Source organism: Sphingomonas sp. VDB2, assembly GCF_047946695.1.
GTDB classification, from domain to species: domain Bacteria; phylum Pseudomonadota; class Alphaproteobacteria; order Sphingomonadales; family Sphingomonadaceae; genus Sphingobium; species Sphingobium bisphenolicum.
This window is the reverse complement of sequence record NZ_CP159616.1, coordinates 496,014-512,217: the sequence shown is the minus strand read 5'-3', so window position 1 is coordinate 512,217 and position 16,204 is coordinate 496,014. Positions and strand designations below refer to the sequence as shown.

12 protein-coding genes are annotated in these 16,204 nt (G+C 66.4%); 9 read left to right on the top strand and 3 right to left on the bottom strand.

Annotation, left to right across the window (positions count from 1 at the left end):
- Positions 1-20: 20 nt before the first annotated feature.
- The 9 genes from ABT375_RS20750 (at position 21) to ABT375_RS20710 (ending at position 12,549) form a co-directional block, all read left to right on the top strand.
- Positions 21-677, top strand: a complete 657-nt coding sequence (locus ABT375_RS20750) for a TetR family transcriptional regulator (protein ID WP_224547046.1) — start codon at positions 21-23, stop codon at positions 675-677.
- 322 nt (positions 678-999) lie between these two features.
- Positions 1,000-1,980, top strand: a complete 981-nt coding sequence (locus ABT375_RS20745; RefSeq protein ID WP_416465022.1) for an alpha/beta fold hydrolase — start codon at positions 1,000-1,002, stop codon at positions 1,978-1,980.
- Entirely contained in the window at positions 1,977-3,572 is a 1,596-nt protein-coding gene (locus ABT375_RS20740) for a carboxylesterase/lipase family protein (RefSeq protein WP_416465021.1), read from the top strand. Before ABT375_RS20745 ends, ABT375_RS20740 begins: the two co-directional genes overlap by 4 nt.
- 5 nt (positions 3,573-3,577) lie before the next feature.
- Positions 3,578-4,099, top strand: a complete 522-nt coding sequence (locus ABT375_RS20735; RefSeq protein WP_416465020.1) for a DUF3237 family protein — start codon at positions 3,578-3,580, stop codon at positions 4,097-4,099.
- A complete protein-coding gene (locus ABT375_RS20730) occupies positions 4,096-5,190 on the top strand; it encodes a hypothetical protein (RefSeq protein ID WP_416465019.1) in 1,095 nt (364 codons plus the stop codon). Before ABT375_RS20735 ends, ABT375_RS20730 begins: the two co-directional genes overlap by 4 nt.
- 192 nt (positions 5,191-5,382) lie before the next feature.
- The gene (locus tag ABT375_RS20725; protein ID WP_416465018.1) at positions 5,383-6,759 is read left to right on the top strand and encodes an MFS transporter; all 1,377 of its coding nucleotides are present in this window, start codon (positions 5,383-5,385) and stop codon (positions 6,757-6,759) included.
- Between the two features lie 25 nt (positions 6,760-6,784).
- Positions 6,785-9,727, top strand: coding sequence for a TonB-dependent receptor domain-containing protein (locus ABT375_RS20720; protein WP_416465017.1), 2,943 nt, complete (start codon positions 6,785-6,787; stop codon positions 9,725-9,727).
- A gap of 61 nt (positions 9,728-9,788) precedes the next feature.
- Complete coding sequence (locus ABT375_RS20715) at positions 9,789-10,658, top strand: shikimate dehydrogenase (protein ID WP_416465016.1); 870 nt, start codon at positions 9,789-9,791, stop codon at positions 10,656-10,658.
- A 22-nt stretch (positions 10,659-10,680) separates the two neighbouring features.
- Positions 10,681-12,549, top strand: coding sequence for a bifunctional sugar phosphate isomerase/epimerase/4-hydroxyphenylpyruvate dioxygenase family protein (locus ABT375_RS20710; protein WP_416465015.1), 1,869 nt, complete (start codon positions 10,681-10,683; stop codon positions 12,547-12,549).
- Between the two features lie 43 nt (positions 12,550-12,592).
- Here ABT375_RS20710 and ABT375_RS20705 read toward each other — a convergent pair whose 3' ends face one another.
- The 3 genes from ABT375_RS20705 to ABT375_RS20695 form a co-directional block, all read right to left on the bottom strand.
- The gene (locus tag ABT375_RS20705) at positions 12,593-13,393 is read right to left on the bottom strand and encodes a MucR family transcriptional regulator (protein ID WP_261937418.1); all 801 of its coding nucleotides are present in this window, start codon (positions 13,391-13,393) and stop codon (positions 12,593-12,595) included.
- 234 nt (positions 13,394-13,627) lie between these two features.
- Positions 13,628-15,040 carry an efflux transporter outer membrane subunit gene (locus tag ABT375_RS20700; protein ID WP_416465014.1) on the bottom strand — a complete coding sequence of 471 codons (1,413 nt, stop codon included), beginning with the start codon at positions 15,038-15,040 and terminating at the stop codon, positions 13,628-13,630.
- A complete protein-coding gene (locus tag ABT375_RS20695; RefSeq protein ID WP_416465013.1) occupies positions 15,030-16,196 on the bottom strand; it encodes an efflux RND transporter periplasmic adaptor subunit in 1,167 nt (388 codons plus the stop codon). The genes ABT375_RS20700 and ABT375_RS20695 overlap by 11 nt, the downstream gene beginning before the upstream one ends.
- Positions 16,197-16,204: the final 8 nt, after the last annotated feature.

Genomic DNA, 16,204 nt, shown 5'->3' with positions numbered 1-16,204 from the left:
GACACAGGGAAGGATGATGCGTGGCCAAATCGCCGACGAACATGCAGGGCAAGGCGGGCGGACGGGCTGGTGAAGCGGAGGAGACTCGCCTCAACATATTGGACGTCGCCACGCTGGAGTTCGCCGACAAGGGGTTGAGCGGCGCGCGCATAGACGAGATCGCCGATCGCACCGATGCGTCCAAGCGGATGATCTATTATTATTTCGGCAGCAAGGAAGGCTTGTACCGCGCCGTGCTGGAGCGCGCTTACACCGCGGTGCGGGAGATCGATGCGGATAATACGCGCAGCGACCTGGCCCCCGACGCGGCCTTGCGCGATGTGGTCGGCGCGACCTTCGACTATCACCACCAGCATCCCGAATTCGTGCGGCTGGTGATGAACGAGAATATCCTGCGCGGCGCGCATATCGGCGAGATTCCCGGCATCCGCGAACGCAATCGCAAGGTGGTGGAACAGTTGCGCAACATCCTGGCGCGCGGTGTCGCCAGCGCCCATTTCCGCGAAGGCATCGACCCGCTGGAACTGCATATGACGATCAGCGCGCTCTGCTTCTACAATGTCTCGAATCGCTATACCGTCTCCTACGGTTTCGAACGCGACGTCACCGCGCCCAAGGTGCTGGCGCGGCGGCGCACCAATGTCATCGACATCATCGAAAGCTGGTGCCGGGCCTGAGTGGGTGGCTTGCCGCCGTCTGAAACTGACATGCTGAACGGTATCTGGAGCGGGCTGCGTCTAACCGGACGCAAGACGCACGCTCCAGTTTTTTCGCATCGTTTTTAGCGGGAAACCGGTTCGCACTTTTCGGCATGATGCTTTAGCTGCGCTGCAATGCGTCAGGCGGGATAACACAGCGTCGATTGCCGCTCCCCCACAGGCGGCCATGGTTCAGTCTCGCTCCATGATGATGCGCATCGTCATCGGGCTTGCCATCGCAATCCCCGATGATATCAATGTACGAAATAGTTAGCACAAGAATCGTGAACGGGAGAGGATTATGCTTAGGCGGATCACGCTATCTTTGGGTCTGGCGCTATTGGCGGCGCAGGGGCCGCTCCTTGCCCAGCCACCATCCCCCGCCACCGCGCCCGAACCGGCGCTGGGCGATCCGATGCCCGACCGTATTCTGACCCTGGCCAACGGCGTCACGGTCAATGCGGACATCGTCTATTCCGTCATTCCCGGCTACCGTCCGATCACGCTCGACCTTTACCGCCCGTCCGCCGCCAGCGGCCCGCTGCCGCTCGTCCTCTACATCCATGGCGGCGGCTGGGCGAACGGCCATACGCGCCAGTCCGGCGCATTCAGCGATTTCCCCGCGGTGCTGGCCGACCTGTCGGCGCGGGGTTATATCGTCGCCTCGCTCGAATATCGCCTGTCGAAGGAAGCGCCGTTCCCCGCCGCGATCGACGATGTCCGCACCGCCATTCGCTTTCTGCGCGCCAATGCCGCGCGCTTCGGGCTGGACGGGGGCAAGGTGGCCGTCTGGGGCGGATCGGCTGGCGGCCAGCTCGCGGCGCTTGCTGCGCTCCAGTGCGGCAGCGCGCCGACCGGCGAGGACAAGAGCAACCCCGGCCAGAGCGACTGCGTGCAAGCCGGGGCGGGCTGGTACGGCGTCTATGATTTCGCCACTATGCCGCAGGCGATCGCCGGCGCGGAAAACGCCTATCTCGACTGCGTGAAGCCCGATTGCCCGGCCGATCGCGTCAGAGCCGCCAGTCCCGCGGCCCATGTCGATGCCAAAGACCCGCCGATGCTGCTGATCCACGGCACCGACGACAAGGTCGTGCCCGCCGCCCAGTCGCAGCAGCTCGCCGCGACGCTGAAGGCGGCCCATGTCCCCGTCACGCTGGAGATCATCCCCGGCGTCGGCCATAGCTGGATCGGCGCGGATGCGGCGGCGACCCGCGCCGCCTCGCTGCGCGCGCTCGACCTCACCTTCCGCTTCTTCGACACGCAACTGAAGGGCAAGAAATGATGCGCCGCTTGCTGCTGGCTCTGGGGCTTCTGCTTTCCGCGCCCGCTTCGGCCCAGATCGTCGATCGGTCCGCCGGCGACCCCATCCGCACGACTGATGGCCTGGTGGCGGGCAAGCTGCTGGCGTCGGGCGTGCGTGCCTGGCTGGGCGTCCCCTTCGCCGCGCCGCCGGTGCGCGATCTGCGCTGGCGCGCGCCGCAGCCGCACGCGCGCTGGGACGGCGTCTGGAACGCCGATCGCTTTGCGCCGGAATGCATCCAGCCGCTGCGCGCCCGCAATATCAACCATTACTTCGGGGAGGAAGCGACCAGCGAGGATTGTCTCTACCTCAACATCTGGGCGCCGCCCGGCCCCGCGCCCGCAGGCGGCTATCCGGTCGTCGCTTGGATCTATGGCGGCGGCTTCAACATCGGTTCGGCCTCCATGGCCAATTATGCGGGCGACGCCCTTGCGGCCAAGGGCGTCGTCTATGTCGCCATCGCCTATCGTGTCGGGCCGTTGGGCTTCCTGGCCCACCCCGCACTCAGCGCCGAAAATGGCGGCAAGTCGGGCAATTACGGCCTGAAGGATCAGGTCGCGGCGCTCCAGTGGATCAAGGCCAATATCGCCGGTTTCGGCGGCGATCCGGGCAATGTGACGATCGCGGGCCAGTCCGCCGGATCGATGTCGGTCTCGTTGTTGCAAGCCAGCCCGGCGACCAAAGGCCTGTTCCAGCGCGCCGTCGGCATGAGTGGCGGCGCATTTGGTGGCATCGGAACGCCCGTCCCGCTCAAGGACGCCGAAGCCGAAGGCCTCGCGCTGCAACAGGCGCTGGGCGCGCAGTCGATCGAACAGATGCGCGACCTGCCCGCTGACCAGTTGATCGCCCGCGCCGCGCCGGTGCGCCGCCGTCCGATCGTGATCGACGGCGACGTCGTGGCGGAAACCCCCGCCAGCGCCTTTGCCGCCGGACGCCAGAATGACGTGCCGCTGCTGCTTGGCTTCACCCGCGACGAAAGCTTCCGGTCGCTGGGGCCGGTCGCCACCGTAGCGGACTATGAATCCGCCGTCCGCCGCGCCTTTCCGGCCAATGCCACGACGATCCTGCAACGCTATCCCGCGCGCACGCCGGACGAAGCGCGACGGCAGGCGCGCGACATCGAACGCGACTCCACCCTCAACGCCCAGATGGCGCAATGGGCGCTGGCGCAGGCCGCCACCGCCAAGGCGCCGGTCCACGCCTGGTTCTTCACCCGCGTTCATCCCTATCGCCCCGGCGTTTCCTTCGCCGACCATGATCCCACGACCGTGGGCGCCTATCATTCGGCGGACATCCCTTATTGGCTCGGCACGCTGGACAGCCTCAACCGCTTCCGCATCACCCGCGACTGGACCGCGGTGGACCAGAGCCTGTCCACCGAGATGATGGATCGCCTGATCGCCTTCGCCCGCACGGGCGACCCCGGCCCGAACTGGCCCGCCTTCACGCGCGCCCGGCCCAAGGCGCTGGAACTGGGCGACACGCGCGCCGTCATCCCCTGGCCGCATTTCGCCGACTGGCCGTTGTTCGGCGACGCCCCGCCGCCGGCCGATCGTCCGCGGATCAGGGACTGATGGCGATGATCAACCGACGGTATGTGCTCACCGGCCTAGGCGGGGTGATCGCAGCATCCGCTCTGCCGGCGAGGGCATGGGCGACGACCGACGCGCCGGGCCTGGATTTCGTCTATGAAGCCATCGTCACGCTGGAACCCACCCAAGAGTTCGGCCCGACTCCGCTCGGCACCCGCAGGCGCATCCCCATCACCGGCGGCACCTTCGCCGGTCCCCGCATCCGGGGCGTCGTTCTGGCAGGCGGCGCGGACTGGCAATTGCAACGCGCCGATAACTGGACGGTCATAGAAGCCGATTACATGATGCGCACGGATGACGGCACGCCGATCCATGTCCGCAATGTCGGCCTGACCAACAGCCGCGTCTCCGGCGCCCCCAGCCGCTATCTGCGCACCGTCCCCAGTTTCGAAGCGCCCACCGGCCCGCACGACTGGCTCAACCAGGCGATCTTCATCGGCACGCTCGGCCCGCCGCCCGAAGACGCGCCCAAGCCGTCTGTGCGCATCCGCGTCTATCGCGTCACATGAGGCGGGGTTCGATCCTCGCCGGTGCGGCGCTGCTGGCGCTGGCGGGCTGCGCGACGACATCGCCCGCGCCACCATCCACCACCGCCTGCGCCCCAACCGCACAGTTCAGCTTCGTCTGCGGCGCGAACAAGCCCGAAGACCTTGCCCATATCCCGGCAACCCCCTGGGTGATCGCCAGCGGATTTGCGACCGGATCGGGGCTGAAACTGATCGACAGCCGCACCCGCCGCGCCAGCCTCTGGTTCACGGCCTCTTCCGATCAGGTCACGCCCGACCCCCGCTATCCCGATTGCGCCACGCCGCCCGATCCCGCGCTGTTCACCGCCCGCGGCCTCAGCCTGCGCATGACTGAAGCGGGGCAGGGGCGGCTGCTGGTCGTCAATCATGGCGGGCGCGAAGCGATCGAGGTTTTCGCGATCGACGCGCGCGGGGAGGGTGCGCCGACCCTGCGCTGGCAGGGTTGCCTCGCCATGCCGCCGGGCCATGTCGCCAATGCCGTCGCCTCCTATGCCGATGGCACGGTCATCGCCACGGTGCTGACGCGCCCCGGCACCAGCATCACCGATTTCGTCCTTGGTCGCATCACCGGCGGCGTCTATGAACGCGGCCCGCAGGACAGCGCCTTCCGCCTGCTGCCCGGCACGCAGTTGCCCGGCAATAACGGGCTGGAAACGGCGCGTGACGATAGCGGCTTCTATGTCATCGCCTTCGGCCTGCGCGATGTGGTCGCCTATGCGCGCCACGATACGCGCCAGCCGCTCTGGCGCGCGCAGGCGCCCGAATTCATGCCCGACAATATCCATTGGGACGGCGACCGGCTGCTGCTCGCCGGCATGGTGCGCGAAGAACCGGCCTGCGGCGGCCTGCGTAAAATCGTCAATGGCGTGGCCGATGGCATGTTGTGCCATCGCGGCTATGCCGTGGCACAGCTCGACCCGGAAACCCGCCGCTTTTCTCTGGTCGCCTATGGTCCGCCCGACCCGGTCTTCAACGGCGTATCGGCGGCGGTGATGCTGGGCGACGATCTGTGGCTCGGCTCCTATCAGGCGGACCGGATCGCGATTCGGCGCCTGTCCTATCTGTTGCCGTAAATTTGTATGAACTAGTTCGTACATTTCTCTTGCCGAAACATCCGGCTTGGCATAGAAGCGAATCTGCAAGATCGGGAAACATATCCCGACTGATGGGGAGGATCGGCCAGTGACGGCCCAGTGCAGCATCTATCGTCCGAACGCCCGTCCGTCCGACACTGCGGTCATGGCCCCTTGCGCATCGACGCCGGCATGAGGGCGTCCGCACATTCCGACGGACTGCTCCGCCCCACCCGCGCGCGCATCGGCGTGCTGGCGCTCATCAGCGTCGCCACCTTGCTCAACTATATGGACCGTGCCGTCATGGGCGTCGCCGCCCCCTCGCTGACCGCGGAACTCCATATCTCGCCGGAAATGATGGGCTTCATCTTCTCCGCCTTCTCCTGGACCTATGCCGCGTCGCAAATCCCCGGCGGCCTGCTGCTCGACCGGCTCGGCACGCGCATCACCTATGCCGGGTCGCTGATCCTCTGGTCCTTTTTCACTTTGCTCCACGGCATAGCCGGCAATGTGGCAATGTTGTTCGGCTTCCGCCTGGCGCTGGGCATGGCGGAAGCACCTTGCTACCCGTGCAACAGCCGCATTCTCAGCAGTTGGTTCCCGCAGGATGAACGGGCGCGGGCCAACTCCGTCTATGCCGTGGGGCAATATGCGGGTCTCGCCTTCTTCAGCCCCGTCCTCTTCTGGGTGGTGGGCAGCTTCGGCTGGCGCGCCCTGTTCCTGATCGCCGGCGCGCTCGGCATGGCGTTCGGCCTGCTCATGTATGCCCGTTATCGCGATCCGGCCGACAGCCGCCGCGTCAACGCCGCCGAACTCGCCTATATCAAGGCGGGCGGGGGCGTGGCCATCGCCGGCAAGGACGAAAAAATCCCCTTCTCCTGGGCCAATGTCCGCAAGCTGATGGGCAAGCGCCAGATATTGGGCGCGTCGATCGGCCAGTTTTGCGGCAATTCGACGCTGGTCTTCTTCCTGACCTGGTTCCCGACCTATCTGGCGACCGAGCGCGGCATGGACTGGCTCAAATCCGGCACCTTCGCCGTCCTGCCCTATATCGCCGCCTCGGCCGGCGTCTTGCTGGGCGGGCAGGTGTCCGACATGCTGATCCGCCGCACCGGCTCCGCTAATATCGGGCGCAAGCTGCCGATCGTCGCCGGATTGCTGCTGGCCTCCACCATCGTCGCGGCCAATTTCGTTCAGAGCAACACGCTGGTCATCGCCATCATGTCGATCGCCTTTTTCGGCCAGGGCATGGTCAATCTGGGCTGGACCCTGATTTCCGACGTCGCCCCGCGCCAATATATCGGCCTGACCGGCGGCGTCTTCAATCTCTGCGCCAATCTGGCCGGCATCGTCACGCCGATCGTGGTCGGGCTGATCGTGGGGCAGACCGGCTCCTTCTACTTCGCGCTCGCCTTCATCGGCATACTCGCGCTGGTCGGGGCCGCGGCCTATATTTTCATCGTAGGGGATGTACGCCGGGTTCGAACTGGACTGACGAATATAGGGGCAGGAAGGTCACGCAAAAACAGGGGCAAAGCCTCGGGTCGCATCAATTTATGTACGAACTAGTTAGTAATAAAAACGGGAGGATGAAATGAAGACAGGTTTCACCATGCAGCTTCGTCTCGGCGGATCGCTGGCCGCACTGGCGCTCGGCGCCTGCACATCACCGCTCTGGGCGCAGGATCAGGCCGCCCCGGCGCAGCAGGCCGGCGACGCCGCCGCCGCCGACCAGCCGGCCACCGCCGACATCGTCGTCACCGGATCGCTGATCGCCCGCCCGAACAATGTCGCGGTCAGCCCGATCGTCACCGTCTCGGATGAACTGGTGCAGCAGAGCGGCCAGATCACGCTGGAAGATTCGCTGAACCAGTTGCCCGGCTTCACCCCTTCGGGCAATGCCGGCACCGGTGGCCAGGGGGCGGGCGGTCGCGCCACGCTCAACCTGCGCGGCCTTGGCTCCAACCGCAACCTCGTCCTGCTCGACGGCCGCCGCCTGCCGCTGTCCGACATCAACGGCAATGTCGACATCAACATCCTGCCGGAATCGATCATCGGCTCGGTGGATGTCATCACCGGCGGCGCCTCGGCGATCTACGGGTCCGACGCCATGTCGGGCGTCGTCAATTTCAAGACCGACAAATATTTCGACGGCATTCGCGGCGACATCCAGAACGGCAACAGCTTCCGCGGCGACTATGGCAAGTTCAACGCGTCGTTGGCGCTCGGCACCAAATTCGCCGACGATCGTGGCCGCCTGATGCTGGCCTTGAGCTATGGCCAGCGCGATCCGCTCTCCGGTTCGCAGCGCAGCTTCTTCAACGACAAGGTGCCATCGTCCTTCATTGGCACCGGCACCTTCGTCCCCAATGCGCTGAACCTGCCGAACGCAGCCGTGCTCAACGGCCTGTTCGCCAGCTATGGCGCGACCACGCCGATCAACCCGACGCTCAATCTCGGCTTCAACAATGACGGCTCGCTGTTCGTCCAGACCGGCGCGATCAACTATAAGGGGCCGACGACCGGCGCCTATGCCGTGGTCGGCGGCAATGTGCGTATGCCGGTCGGCCCGCAGCTTCAGATCCTCAACGCATTCGAACGCAAATCCGCTTTCGCCAAGGGCGAATATGACCTGACGGACGCGCTGACCGCCTATGGCCAGTTCCTCTATGTCGACTCCACCGTCACCACCGAAAGCGGCGGCAGCCTGACGCAGTTCGCGCCCTTCACCACCATTCCCGTCACCAATCCCTTCATCCCGACCGATCTCGCCACCCTGTTGGCGTCGCGCGCCAACCCGGCCGCGCCCTTCCGCTGGAGCGCCCGCTATGTCGGCATCGGCGACAAGGGTTGGGACGAGAATTACCGGGTTCAGCAATATCTGGGCGGGCTGAAGGGTACGCTGGCCGGATCGTGGAAGTTCGACGCCTTCGCCTCCTATGACGAAACCGTCCATAACCAGTCGATGTTCAACGCGGTGCTGAAATCGCGGGTGCAGACCTTGCTCAACGCGCCCGATGGCGGCGCCTCGCTCTGCGCGGGCGGTTTCAATCCTTTCGGCATCGCCAACGCGACCAGCCTGTCGCGCGAATGCCAGCAATATATGACCGCGACGATCAACAGCCGCGAACGGCTGACGCAGACCCAGGTCCAGGGCCAGGTCAACGGTCCGTTGTTCGACCTGCCGGCCGGCCCGGTCCAGCTCGCGCTGCTCGCCGGTTATCGCAAGAACACGTATAAATATGACCCCAGCTCCGACCTCGTCTCCAACAATGTCGAGGGTGTCGTCGGCTCCAACCCGGCGCGGGGCGAGATCAGCGTCAAGGAATTCGCAGCGCAGATCGACGTGCCGCTGCTGTCCGACACGCCCTTCTTCCACGAACTGGGCGTCGGCGCGGCCTTCCGCTATTCGGACTATAAGCCCAGCGGCAGCGTGAAAAGCTATGAATTCGACGCCCGCTGGCAACCGGTCCAGTCGCTGCTGATCCGCGGCAGCTACCAGCGCGCGGTGCGTGCGCCCAATATCGGCGAACTCTTCTCGCCCGTCACCGGCTCGCAGCTCGCCATCGGAACGCCGCCGCTCGCCATCGGCGATCCCTGCGACGTCCGTTCGGCGGCCCGCACCGGCGCCAATGGCGCGCAGGTCCGCGGCCTCTGCCTGGCGCAGGGCATTCCCGCCGCCGCGATCGACGCCTATCAGTTCGCCACCACCGCCACCGGCGGCAATATCCAGGGCAACAGTGCCCTGACCCCGGAAAAGGCGAACACCTTCAACGTCGGCTTCGTCTACAATCCCAAATTCTCGTCGCCCTGGTTGTCGGGCTTCTCCTTCTCGGTCGACTATTATAATATCAAGATCCGCAACGTCATCTCGACCATCAATGGTCTGACGGTCCTCGCCAAATGCTATAATCTCGATGGATCGAACAGCAGCTATTCGAACAGCAACGAATTCTGCCAGCTGGTCCAGCGCGACCCGACCGGTCAGCTCGTCGCCATCGCCCAGCCTTATCTCAACCTCGGCGCGCTCGACACCGATGGCGTCGATGTGCAGGTCAACTGGTCGCTGCGCCTGTCGGACGCCGGCATCGGCGATGGGTCGGGGAAGATCTACGCCTCGTCCGCCATCGGCTGGCTGAACCATTATAAGGTCCAGACCCTGCCCGGCTCGGCGGCGCAGGATTTCGTCGGCACCAGCACGCCGGGCCGTCCGCTGCCCAAATGGAAGGCGCTGACCACCGTTGGCTACAGCTCCGACGTGTTCGGCATCGGCCTGCGCTGGCGCTATCAGGGCAAGCTGCGCGACATCAGCGCCATCACCTCGCCCGCGGCCGAACAGGTGGGGGTCAAGCCCTATAATCTGTTCGATATCTTCTCGACCGTCGACATCAACGACAATCTGCAACTGCGCGGCGGCGTCACCAATCTGTTCGACAAGGGCATTCCCTTCGTCGCCAGTTCGCAGAACGGCACGGATGCCGGCACTTACGACATGGTCGGCCGGTCCTTCTATGTCGGCGCGAAGTTCAAATTCTGATCTCCCCCCGGTCCCCGTCATACTCTGACGGGGACCACCCTTTTATTCGGATCGCCATCCCTTGACCCAGTCACGCTCCGTCCCGCGCTACCTTACCGGCCTGATCGGCCGCGACATCCAGGCGTCGCTGACGCCGCGCCTGCACGAAAGCGAAGCGGATGCGCAGGGCATCCGCCTCATCTATCGCCTGTTCGATTTCGCCGCCGACGGCATGACCGGATCGGACCTGCCGCGCCTGCTCGACGCGCTGCACCTCGCCGGTTTCGCGGGCGTCAACGTCACCCATCCCTATAAGCAGGCGGTCATCGCCCATCTAGACGAACTTTCGCCCCAGGCGGCGCAGATCGGTTCCGTCAACACCGTCGTCTTCCGCGACGGGCGGCGCATCGGCTACAACACCGACGTCAGCGGTTTCGCCGAAAATCTCCGCTCCGGCCTGCCACAGGGCGCCGCCATGACCCGCGTCGTCCAGATGGGCGCCGGCGGGGCAGGGGCCGCCACCGCCCATGCGCTGATGGATCTGGGCGTGACGCAACTCACCCTGTTTGATTCCGACACCGGCCGCGCCACCGCGCTCTGCGACGCGCTCTGCGGCGTGCATGGCATCGGCCGGGCGGTCGTCGGCCATGATCTGTCTGCGGCCATCGCGCTGGCCGACGGCATCGTCAACGCCACGCCCATGGGCATGGCCGTGCATCCCGGCTCGGCGATCCCCCGCGACCTGCTCGACGCCCGGCTATGGGTCACCGACATCGTCTATTTCCCGCTCGAAACCCAGTTGCTGCGCGAAGCCCGCGCCGCCGGTTGCACCACGCTCGACGGCAGCGGCATGACGATCTTCCAGGCTATCGGCGCCTTCCGGCATTTCACCGGCCGCAGCGCCGATCCCGTCCGCATGGGCGGCAGTTTCCGCGCCGCGCTGCAAAGCTGACATAGAGGGAGGATATGCGATTATGAGCCTGCAATGCGGCATCGCCACCGTCTCGCTCAGCGGCACGCTGGAGGAAAAGCTGCGCGCCGCATCCGCCGCGGGCTTCGACGGCGTCGAGATTTTCGAAAACGACCTGATCGCCTCGCCGCTGCGCCCGCGCGAAGTCCGTGCGATGCTCGACGATCTCGGCCTCGCCTGCATGCTCTACCAGCCCTTCCGCGATTTCGAAGGGATGCCCGGCGCCATGCGCCAGCGCGCCTTCGACCGGGCGGTGGCGAAGTTCGACCTGATGGGCGAACTGGGCGCCCGTCACATCCTTGTCTGCTCCAACTGCTCGCCGCACGCGCTGGGCGAACGCAATCGCATCGTCGCCGACTTCCAGCAACTGGGCGACCTCGCCGCCACCTGCGACATCATCGTCGGCTATGAAGCGCTCGCCTGGGGCCGCCATGTCTTCGACCATCGCGACGCCTGGGCGATTGTGGAAGCGGTCGATCATCCCAATATCGGCATCATTCTCGACAGCTTCCACTCGTTGTCGCGCGGCATCCCCAGCGAGAGCATCGGCTCCATTCCGGGCGACAAGATCGCCTTCGTCCAATTGGCTGATGCACCGAAACTGGATATGGACCTGCTCTACTGGAGCCGCCACTTCCGCAACTTTCCGGGGCAAGGCGGTTTGCCGGTTGAAGCCTATGTCGCGGAAATATTGGCGACCGGCTATAGCGGCCCCTTGTCACTCGAAATCTTCAACGATCGGTTCCGCGGCTGGTCGGCCGACCTGATCGCCGCCGACGGACTGCGCGCGCTGCGCCATGTCGAGGATTCCGCCTTGCGCCTGCTCGACCGCCCGACCGTCGCCCCATCGCCGCCGTCCCATGTCCGCCCCGAATTCGTCGAATTCGCCGTCGATGATGCGGATGTCCCGGCGCTCGAAACAATGTTCGGATCGCTCGGCTTCATCCGCACCGGCATCCACCCGGCCAAGGCGGTCAGCCGCTGGCAGGCCGGGTCGGTCAACCTCGTCATCAACGCCGAACCGCATGGCTTCGGCCATGATTTTCATAGCGTCCACGGCCCGTCCATCTGCGCCGTCGGCCTCGTCGTGCCGGATCGCGATGCGGTCGCCGCGCGCGCCGCGCATCTGGGCATCCGGGCGGTGGACGATAGCGACGCGCCGGGCAACCTCGCCTTCCCGGCGCTGCGCGGCATCGGCGGCAGTCTCGTCTATCTGATCGGGGAGGGAGAGGCCGATGCCATGTGGGCCGGCGAATTCACGCCCACCGGCGCGCCCTATGACGCATCCCCGCTCGCGATCGATCATCTCGCCGCGGTCGTGCGGATCGAGGAATATCTGTCCTGGCAACTCTACTGGCGCTCGCTCTTCGGCTTGCAACAAAGTTTCCAGGCCGATGTCATCGATCCGTCCGGGCTGGTATTGAGCCAGCCGCTCCAGTCGCCGGACGGCGCGCTGCGTGTGACGCTCAATGCCTCGGAGGCGCTCGGCACCTTGTCGTCGCGCTTCGTCGAACATAATCTGGGCGGCGGCTATCAGCATATCGCCCTGTCCACGCCGGATCTGCTGGCGACCGCCGGCTGCATGACCGTAAAGGGCGCCGATATCCTGCCGATCCCACCCAATTATCATGACGATATCGCCGCCCGCTTCGGCCTGGACGACCAGCGCATGGCAGCCTTGGCGCAGGCGAATATATTATACGATGCAGATGGCACCGGCGAATATTTGCAACTCTACAGTCGCGCGTTCCGCAAACGCTTCTTTTTCGAATTTGTCGAGCGCGACAGGTATCAGGGCTATGGCGCGCCCAATGCCAGCATTCGCCTCGCCTCGCAGGAACGCTATAAAAAGGCGGCGACCGATCCGGAATGATCGCCGCGCGGCGCGCCGCCCATCCGGACGGCGCGCTCGTCTGTCAGGACGTGGCGTCGACCGCCTCGCTCTTGGCCGCCTTGATGCCCAGCTTCCTGCGCGGTGCCTTGGCCGGGCTCTTCGCTTTGACCGGCTCCGCCGCCGCTATGGGCGTTTCGACCGTAGAAATCGTCGGCGCGGCCACCGCCTTGGGTTTGCGACCGGGCTTCTTGGCGGCCGGTTTCGGCGTCGCCGCGGTCTCGACGTCCGCTCCGGCCGGGACGCGGTCGCCCTTGGGTGCTGCCTTTGCCTTGGGCGTAGCGGCGGCAGGGGCGGGCGTGGCCGCAACGGCGGGCTTCTTGCGGCTGGCCTTGGGCTTGGGCGCCGCTGCCTTCGCTGCGCTTGCCGGCTTTGGCGCGGGCGCGGCCGATGCAGCCTCCGCAGCGGCCGCTGCCGCGCGCGCCTGCGTGCCGCGCTGGCCCAGGCCCAGCTTCTGCGCTACTGCGCGGCGCTGGTCGGAATAGGCCTGCGCCACCATCGGATAGGATGCGGGCAGGCCGTAACGTTCGCGATAATCGGCCGGGGTCAGGCCATGGGTGGCCAGATGCCGCTTGAGCGTCTTGTACGGCCGCCCGTCGATCAGGCTCAGAATATGCTCGCGCGACGCAATGCTCTTGCGCACGCTCACCGCCGGGACATGTTCGACCGTCTCGACCGGCGCGGGCGCAGTCTCCGCGATCAACGCCGCGCGCGTCGACTGGATCAGCCCCGCCAGGTCATCGCTGGCGACTGTGTTGTTGGCGACATAGGCGCTCAACAACTGGACGGTCAGGCTCGTATAGTCGGGCTGTTCGATGTCGGCCATGGGAATATCCTATCCAGAAAAGGGCGGGCCGGGGCGTAGGATTGGCTGGCCCGGTTGCCCTTTTGCCGTCCCCCGGCGCTTTTGTCAAAAGCATGGCTCGCGGCACAGCGTGCAAGGCATCTCGTCGTGGACGAACACTGGTCAAGATGGTCATTGGGACGGTCGCGATCCCCTGCTAGTCTTGCAACGACTGGACCTCTACTTCAATTGGTCCGACGCCCGTATTTCATCCGTTCAGGCGGCGGCCGGCGATCCGCCCAGCGCCTTGACCAGTGCGATGCTCGCCCGCATCCGTTCGATCTCCGCGGTCAGCAGCGCGCTCTGCGAATCCAGCGCATCGGTCTGGGCGGTGACGACCTCCAGATAGTCGGACGCGCCGTCGCGATAGCGGGTGAAGGCCAGGTCGCTCGTGCGCTGCGCCGCCTGCGCCGCATCGCGCTGGTCGACCAGTTGCACCGACAGGTGGTGTAGTGCCGCAATGCCATCCTCCACCTGCCGGAACGCGCCCAGCACGGTGTCGCGATAGAGCGCGGCCTGCTCCTCATATTCCGCGCGCGACAATCTGACCTGTGCCCGCCGCTTGCCACCGTCGAACAGGGTCAGCGCCGCGGCCAGCGGCCCCAGGCCCCACACGCTGTTGGGCGTGGTCAGCAACTGGCCGTGCGTCGTCTGCCATCCTCCGCTCAGCCCCAGCGTGAGCGAGGGGAAGAAGGCCGCGCGCGCCACGCCGATCCGGGCATTGTTGGCGAACATGCGCCGCTCCGCCGCCGCCACATCGGGCCGTCGCTGCAACAGGGTGGACGGCGCACCGGTCGGAATGGCGGGTGCGCTCAGCGTCTGCACACGCGCGGGAATCGAAAAGTCGGAAGCGACCGCCCCGGTCAGCGCCGCCAGTTCATGCTCGGTCGCGGCGCGATCATTCGCCACCGCCGAAATCCGCGCCCTGGCGTTGCTCAATGTCGTGCGCGCACGATTGACGTCGATGCCCGATGCGATGCCGCCGTCATGCCGCGTCCTGGTCAGTTGATAGGCGCGCTCGAATGCATCCACCGACCGGCGCAGCAGGTCCGCCTGCGCATCCAGCCCGCGCAGCCGCGCATAGGCGTCGGCTACCGCCGCCTGCAGGCTCAGCCGCGCCGCCGTCAGGTCGGCCTCGCTCGCTTGCGCGTCCGCCCGCGCCGCCGTCACGCTGTTGCGGATGCGACCCCACATGTCCAGCTCATAGTCGAGCGCTGCGCCGATCGAAAAATCATTGTAAGTCCGCGCATCGCCATTGCCCTGGAATCGGTTGCCCGACACGCGCTGGCGCGCGGCATCGCCGCCCACGCCCACGGTCGGCAGCAGGTCCGACGCCTCGACCCGCGCCACCGCGCGCGCCTGGTCGTAGCGGGCCAGCGCTGCCGCCAGCGTCGGGCTTGCCGCTTGCGCGCGCGTCTCCAGCTCGTTCAGCACCGGGTCGCCGAACGCTTCCCACCACGGCCCGCGCGGGACCGCATCCATCGGCGTGGCGACGGTCCAGCCGGCCATCTCCTTATAGGCTTGCGGCGCGGCGATCTGCGGCGGCTGATAGGCGGGCGCCATGGAACAGCCGCCCAGCAGCGCCAGCCCCAGACACACCCCCGCGCGCGCCGCGGCCCTAGCCGGCATGAGCCGCACCCTTGCCGCCGCTCTGCACGCTCACCTTGTCGCCCGACTGGATCGAATCCGGCGGAGAATCGATCACCCGCTCGCCGGGCTTGATCCCGCTCGCCACCAGCACCGTCGCGCCTTCGTCGCGGGCGATGCTGATCGGCCGCACGGTCACGCGGCTGTCGCGGCCGACCACGGCGACGGTCGGACCGTCATTGCCATAGAGGATCGCACTACCTGGCAAACTCAATCCATTGCCGCCGCCCTGCCCGACATCGAAGCGGACCTGGGCGAACGCGCCCGGCTTCAACGCGCGGTCGGGATTGGCGGCCTGCAATTCGACCAGCACCGCGCCCGACTGGGCATCGACTGCGCCAGCGCTGCGCGTCAGCGCTGCGGTGAAGCTGCGGCCGGGAAATTCGGGCAGGGTCAGCTTGGCCGGCATCCCGACCTTCACCTGCGACGAATAGCCCTGCGGCACGCGCACATAGATACGCATCCGGTGGATGTCGGACACGGTGAACAAGGGCTGCGACGCCGCATTGCCCGCCACCACCAGCGCGCCGATCTGCGCCGAGCGGCTCGTCACCACCCCGTCGAAGGGCGCGGCGAGGCGGGTGAAGCCCTGCAGCGCGCGCAGCCGCTTCACATTGGCCAGCGCCGCGTTGGACAGCGCCGACTTGGCCGCCAGGTCGCCGGCCTTCTCGTCCGATTCCTGCTGCGACACCGCGTCCTTGGCCAGCATCGCGCTCCACCGCTTGGCCGTCGTCCCCGCCAGCCGCTGGTTCGCCAGCGCGGTCTGGTAATCGGCCTGCGCCTGCGCGAGTTGCTGGTCGATCTCCGGCGCATCGAGCACCGCGAGCGACTGGCCCGCCCGCACATTGTCGCCGATATCGGCCAGCCAGCGGCTGACATAACCGTTGGTCCGCGCATAGATGGCCGCGCTGTTATAGGCCTGGACATTGCCCGGCAGCACCAGCGCCCCGCCCTTGGCGTCGCTCTGTGGCGACACGATCGCGACCGCCGGGATGGACGCCTTTTGTGCTGTGTCGCGCAGATCGTTGGTCGCGTTGATCCGCGTCGCTGCGCCGACCGCCACGACCGCCAGGGCGATCACACCCGCGCCGATGCCCACGCGCTTCAGCATCCGGCTGTCGGGACCGCTCGCGGTCATATCTTGCG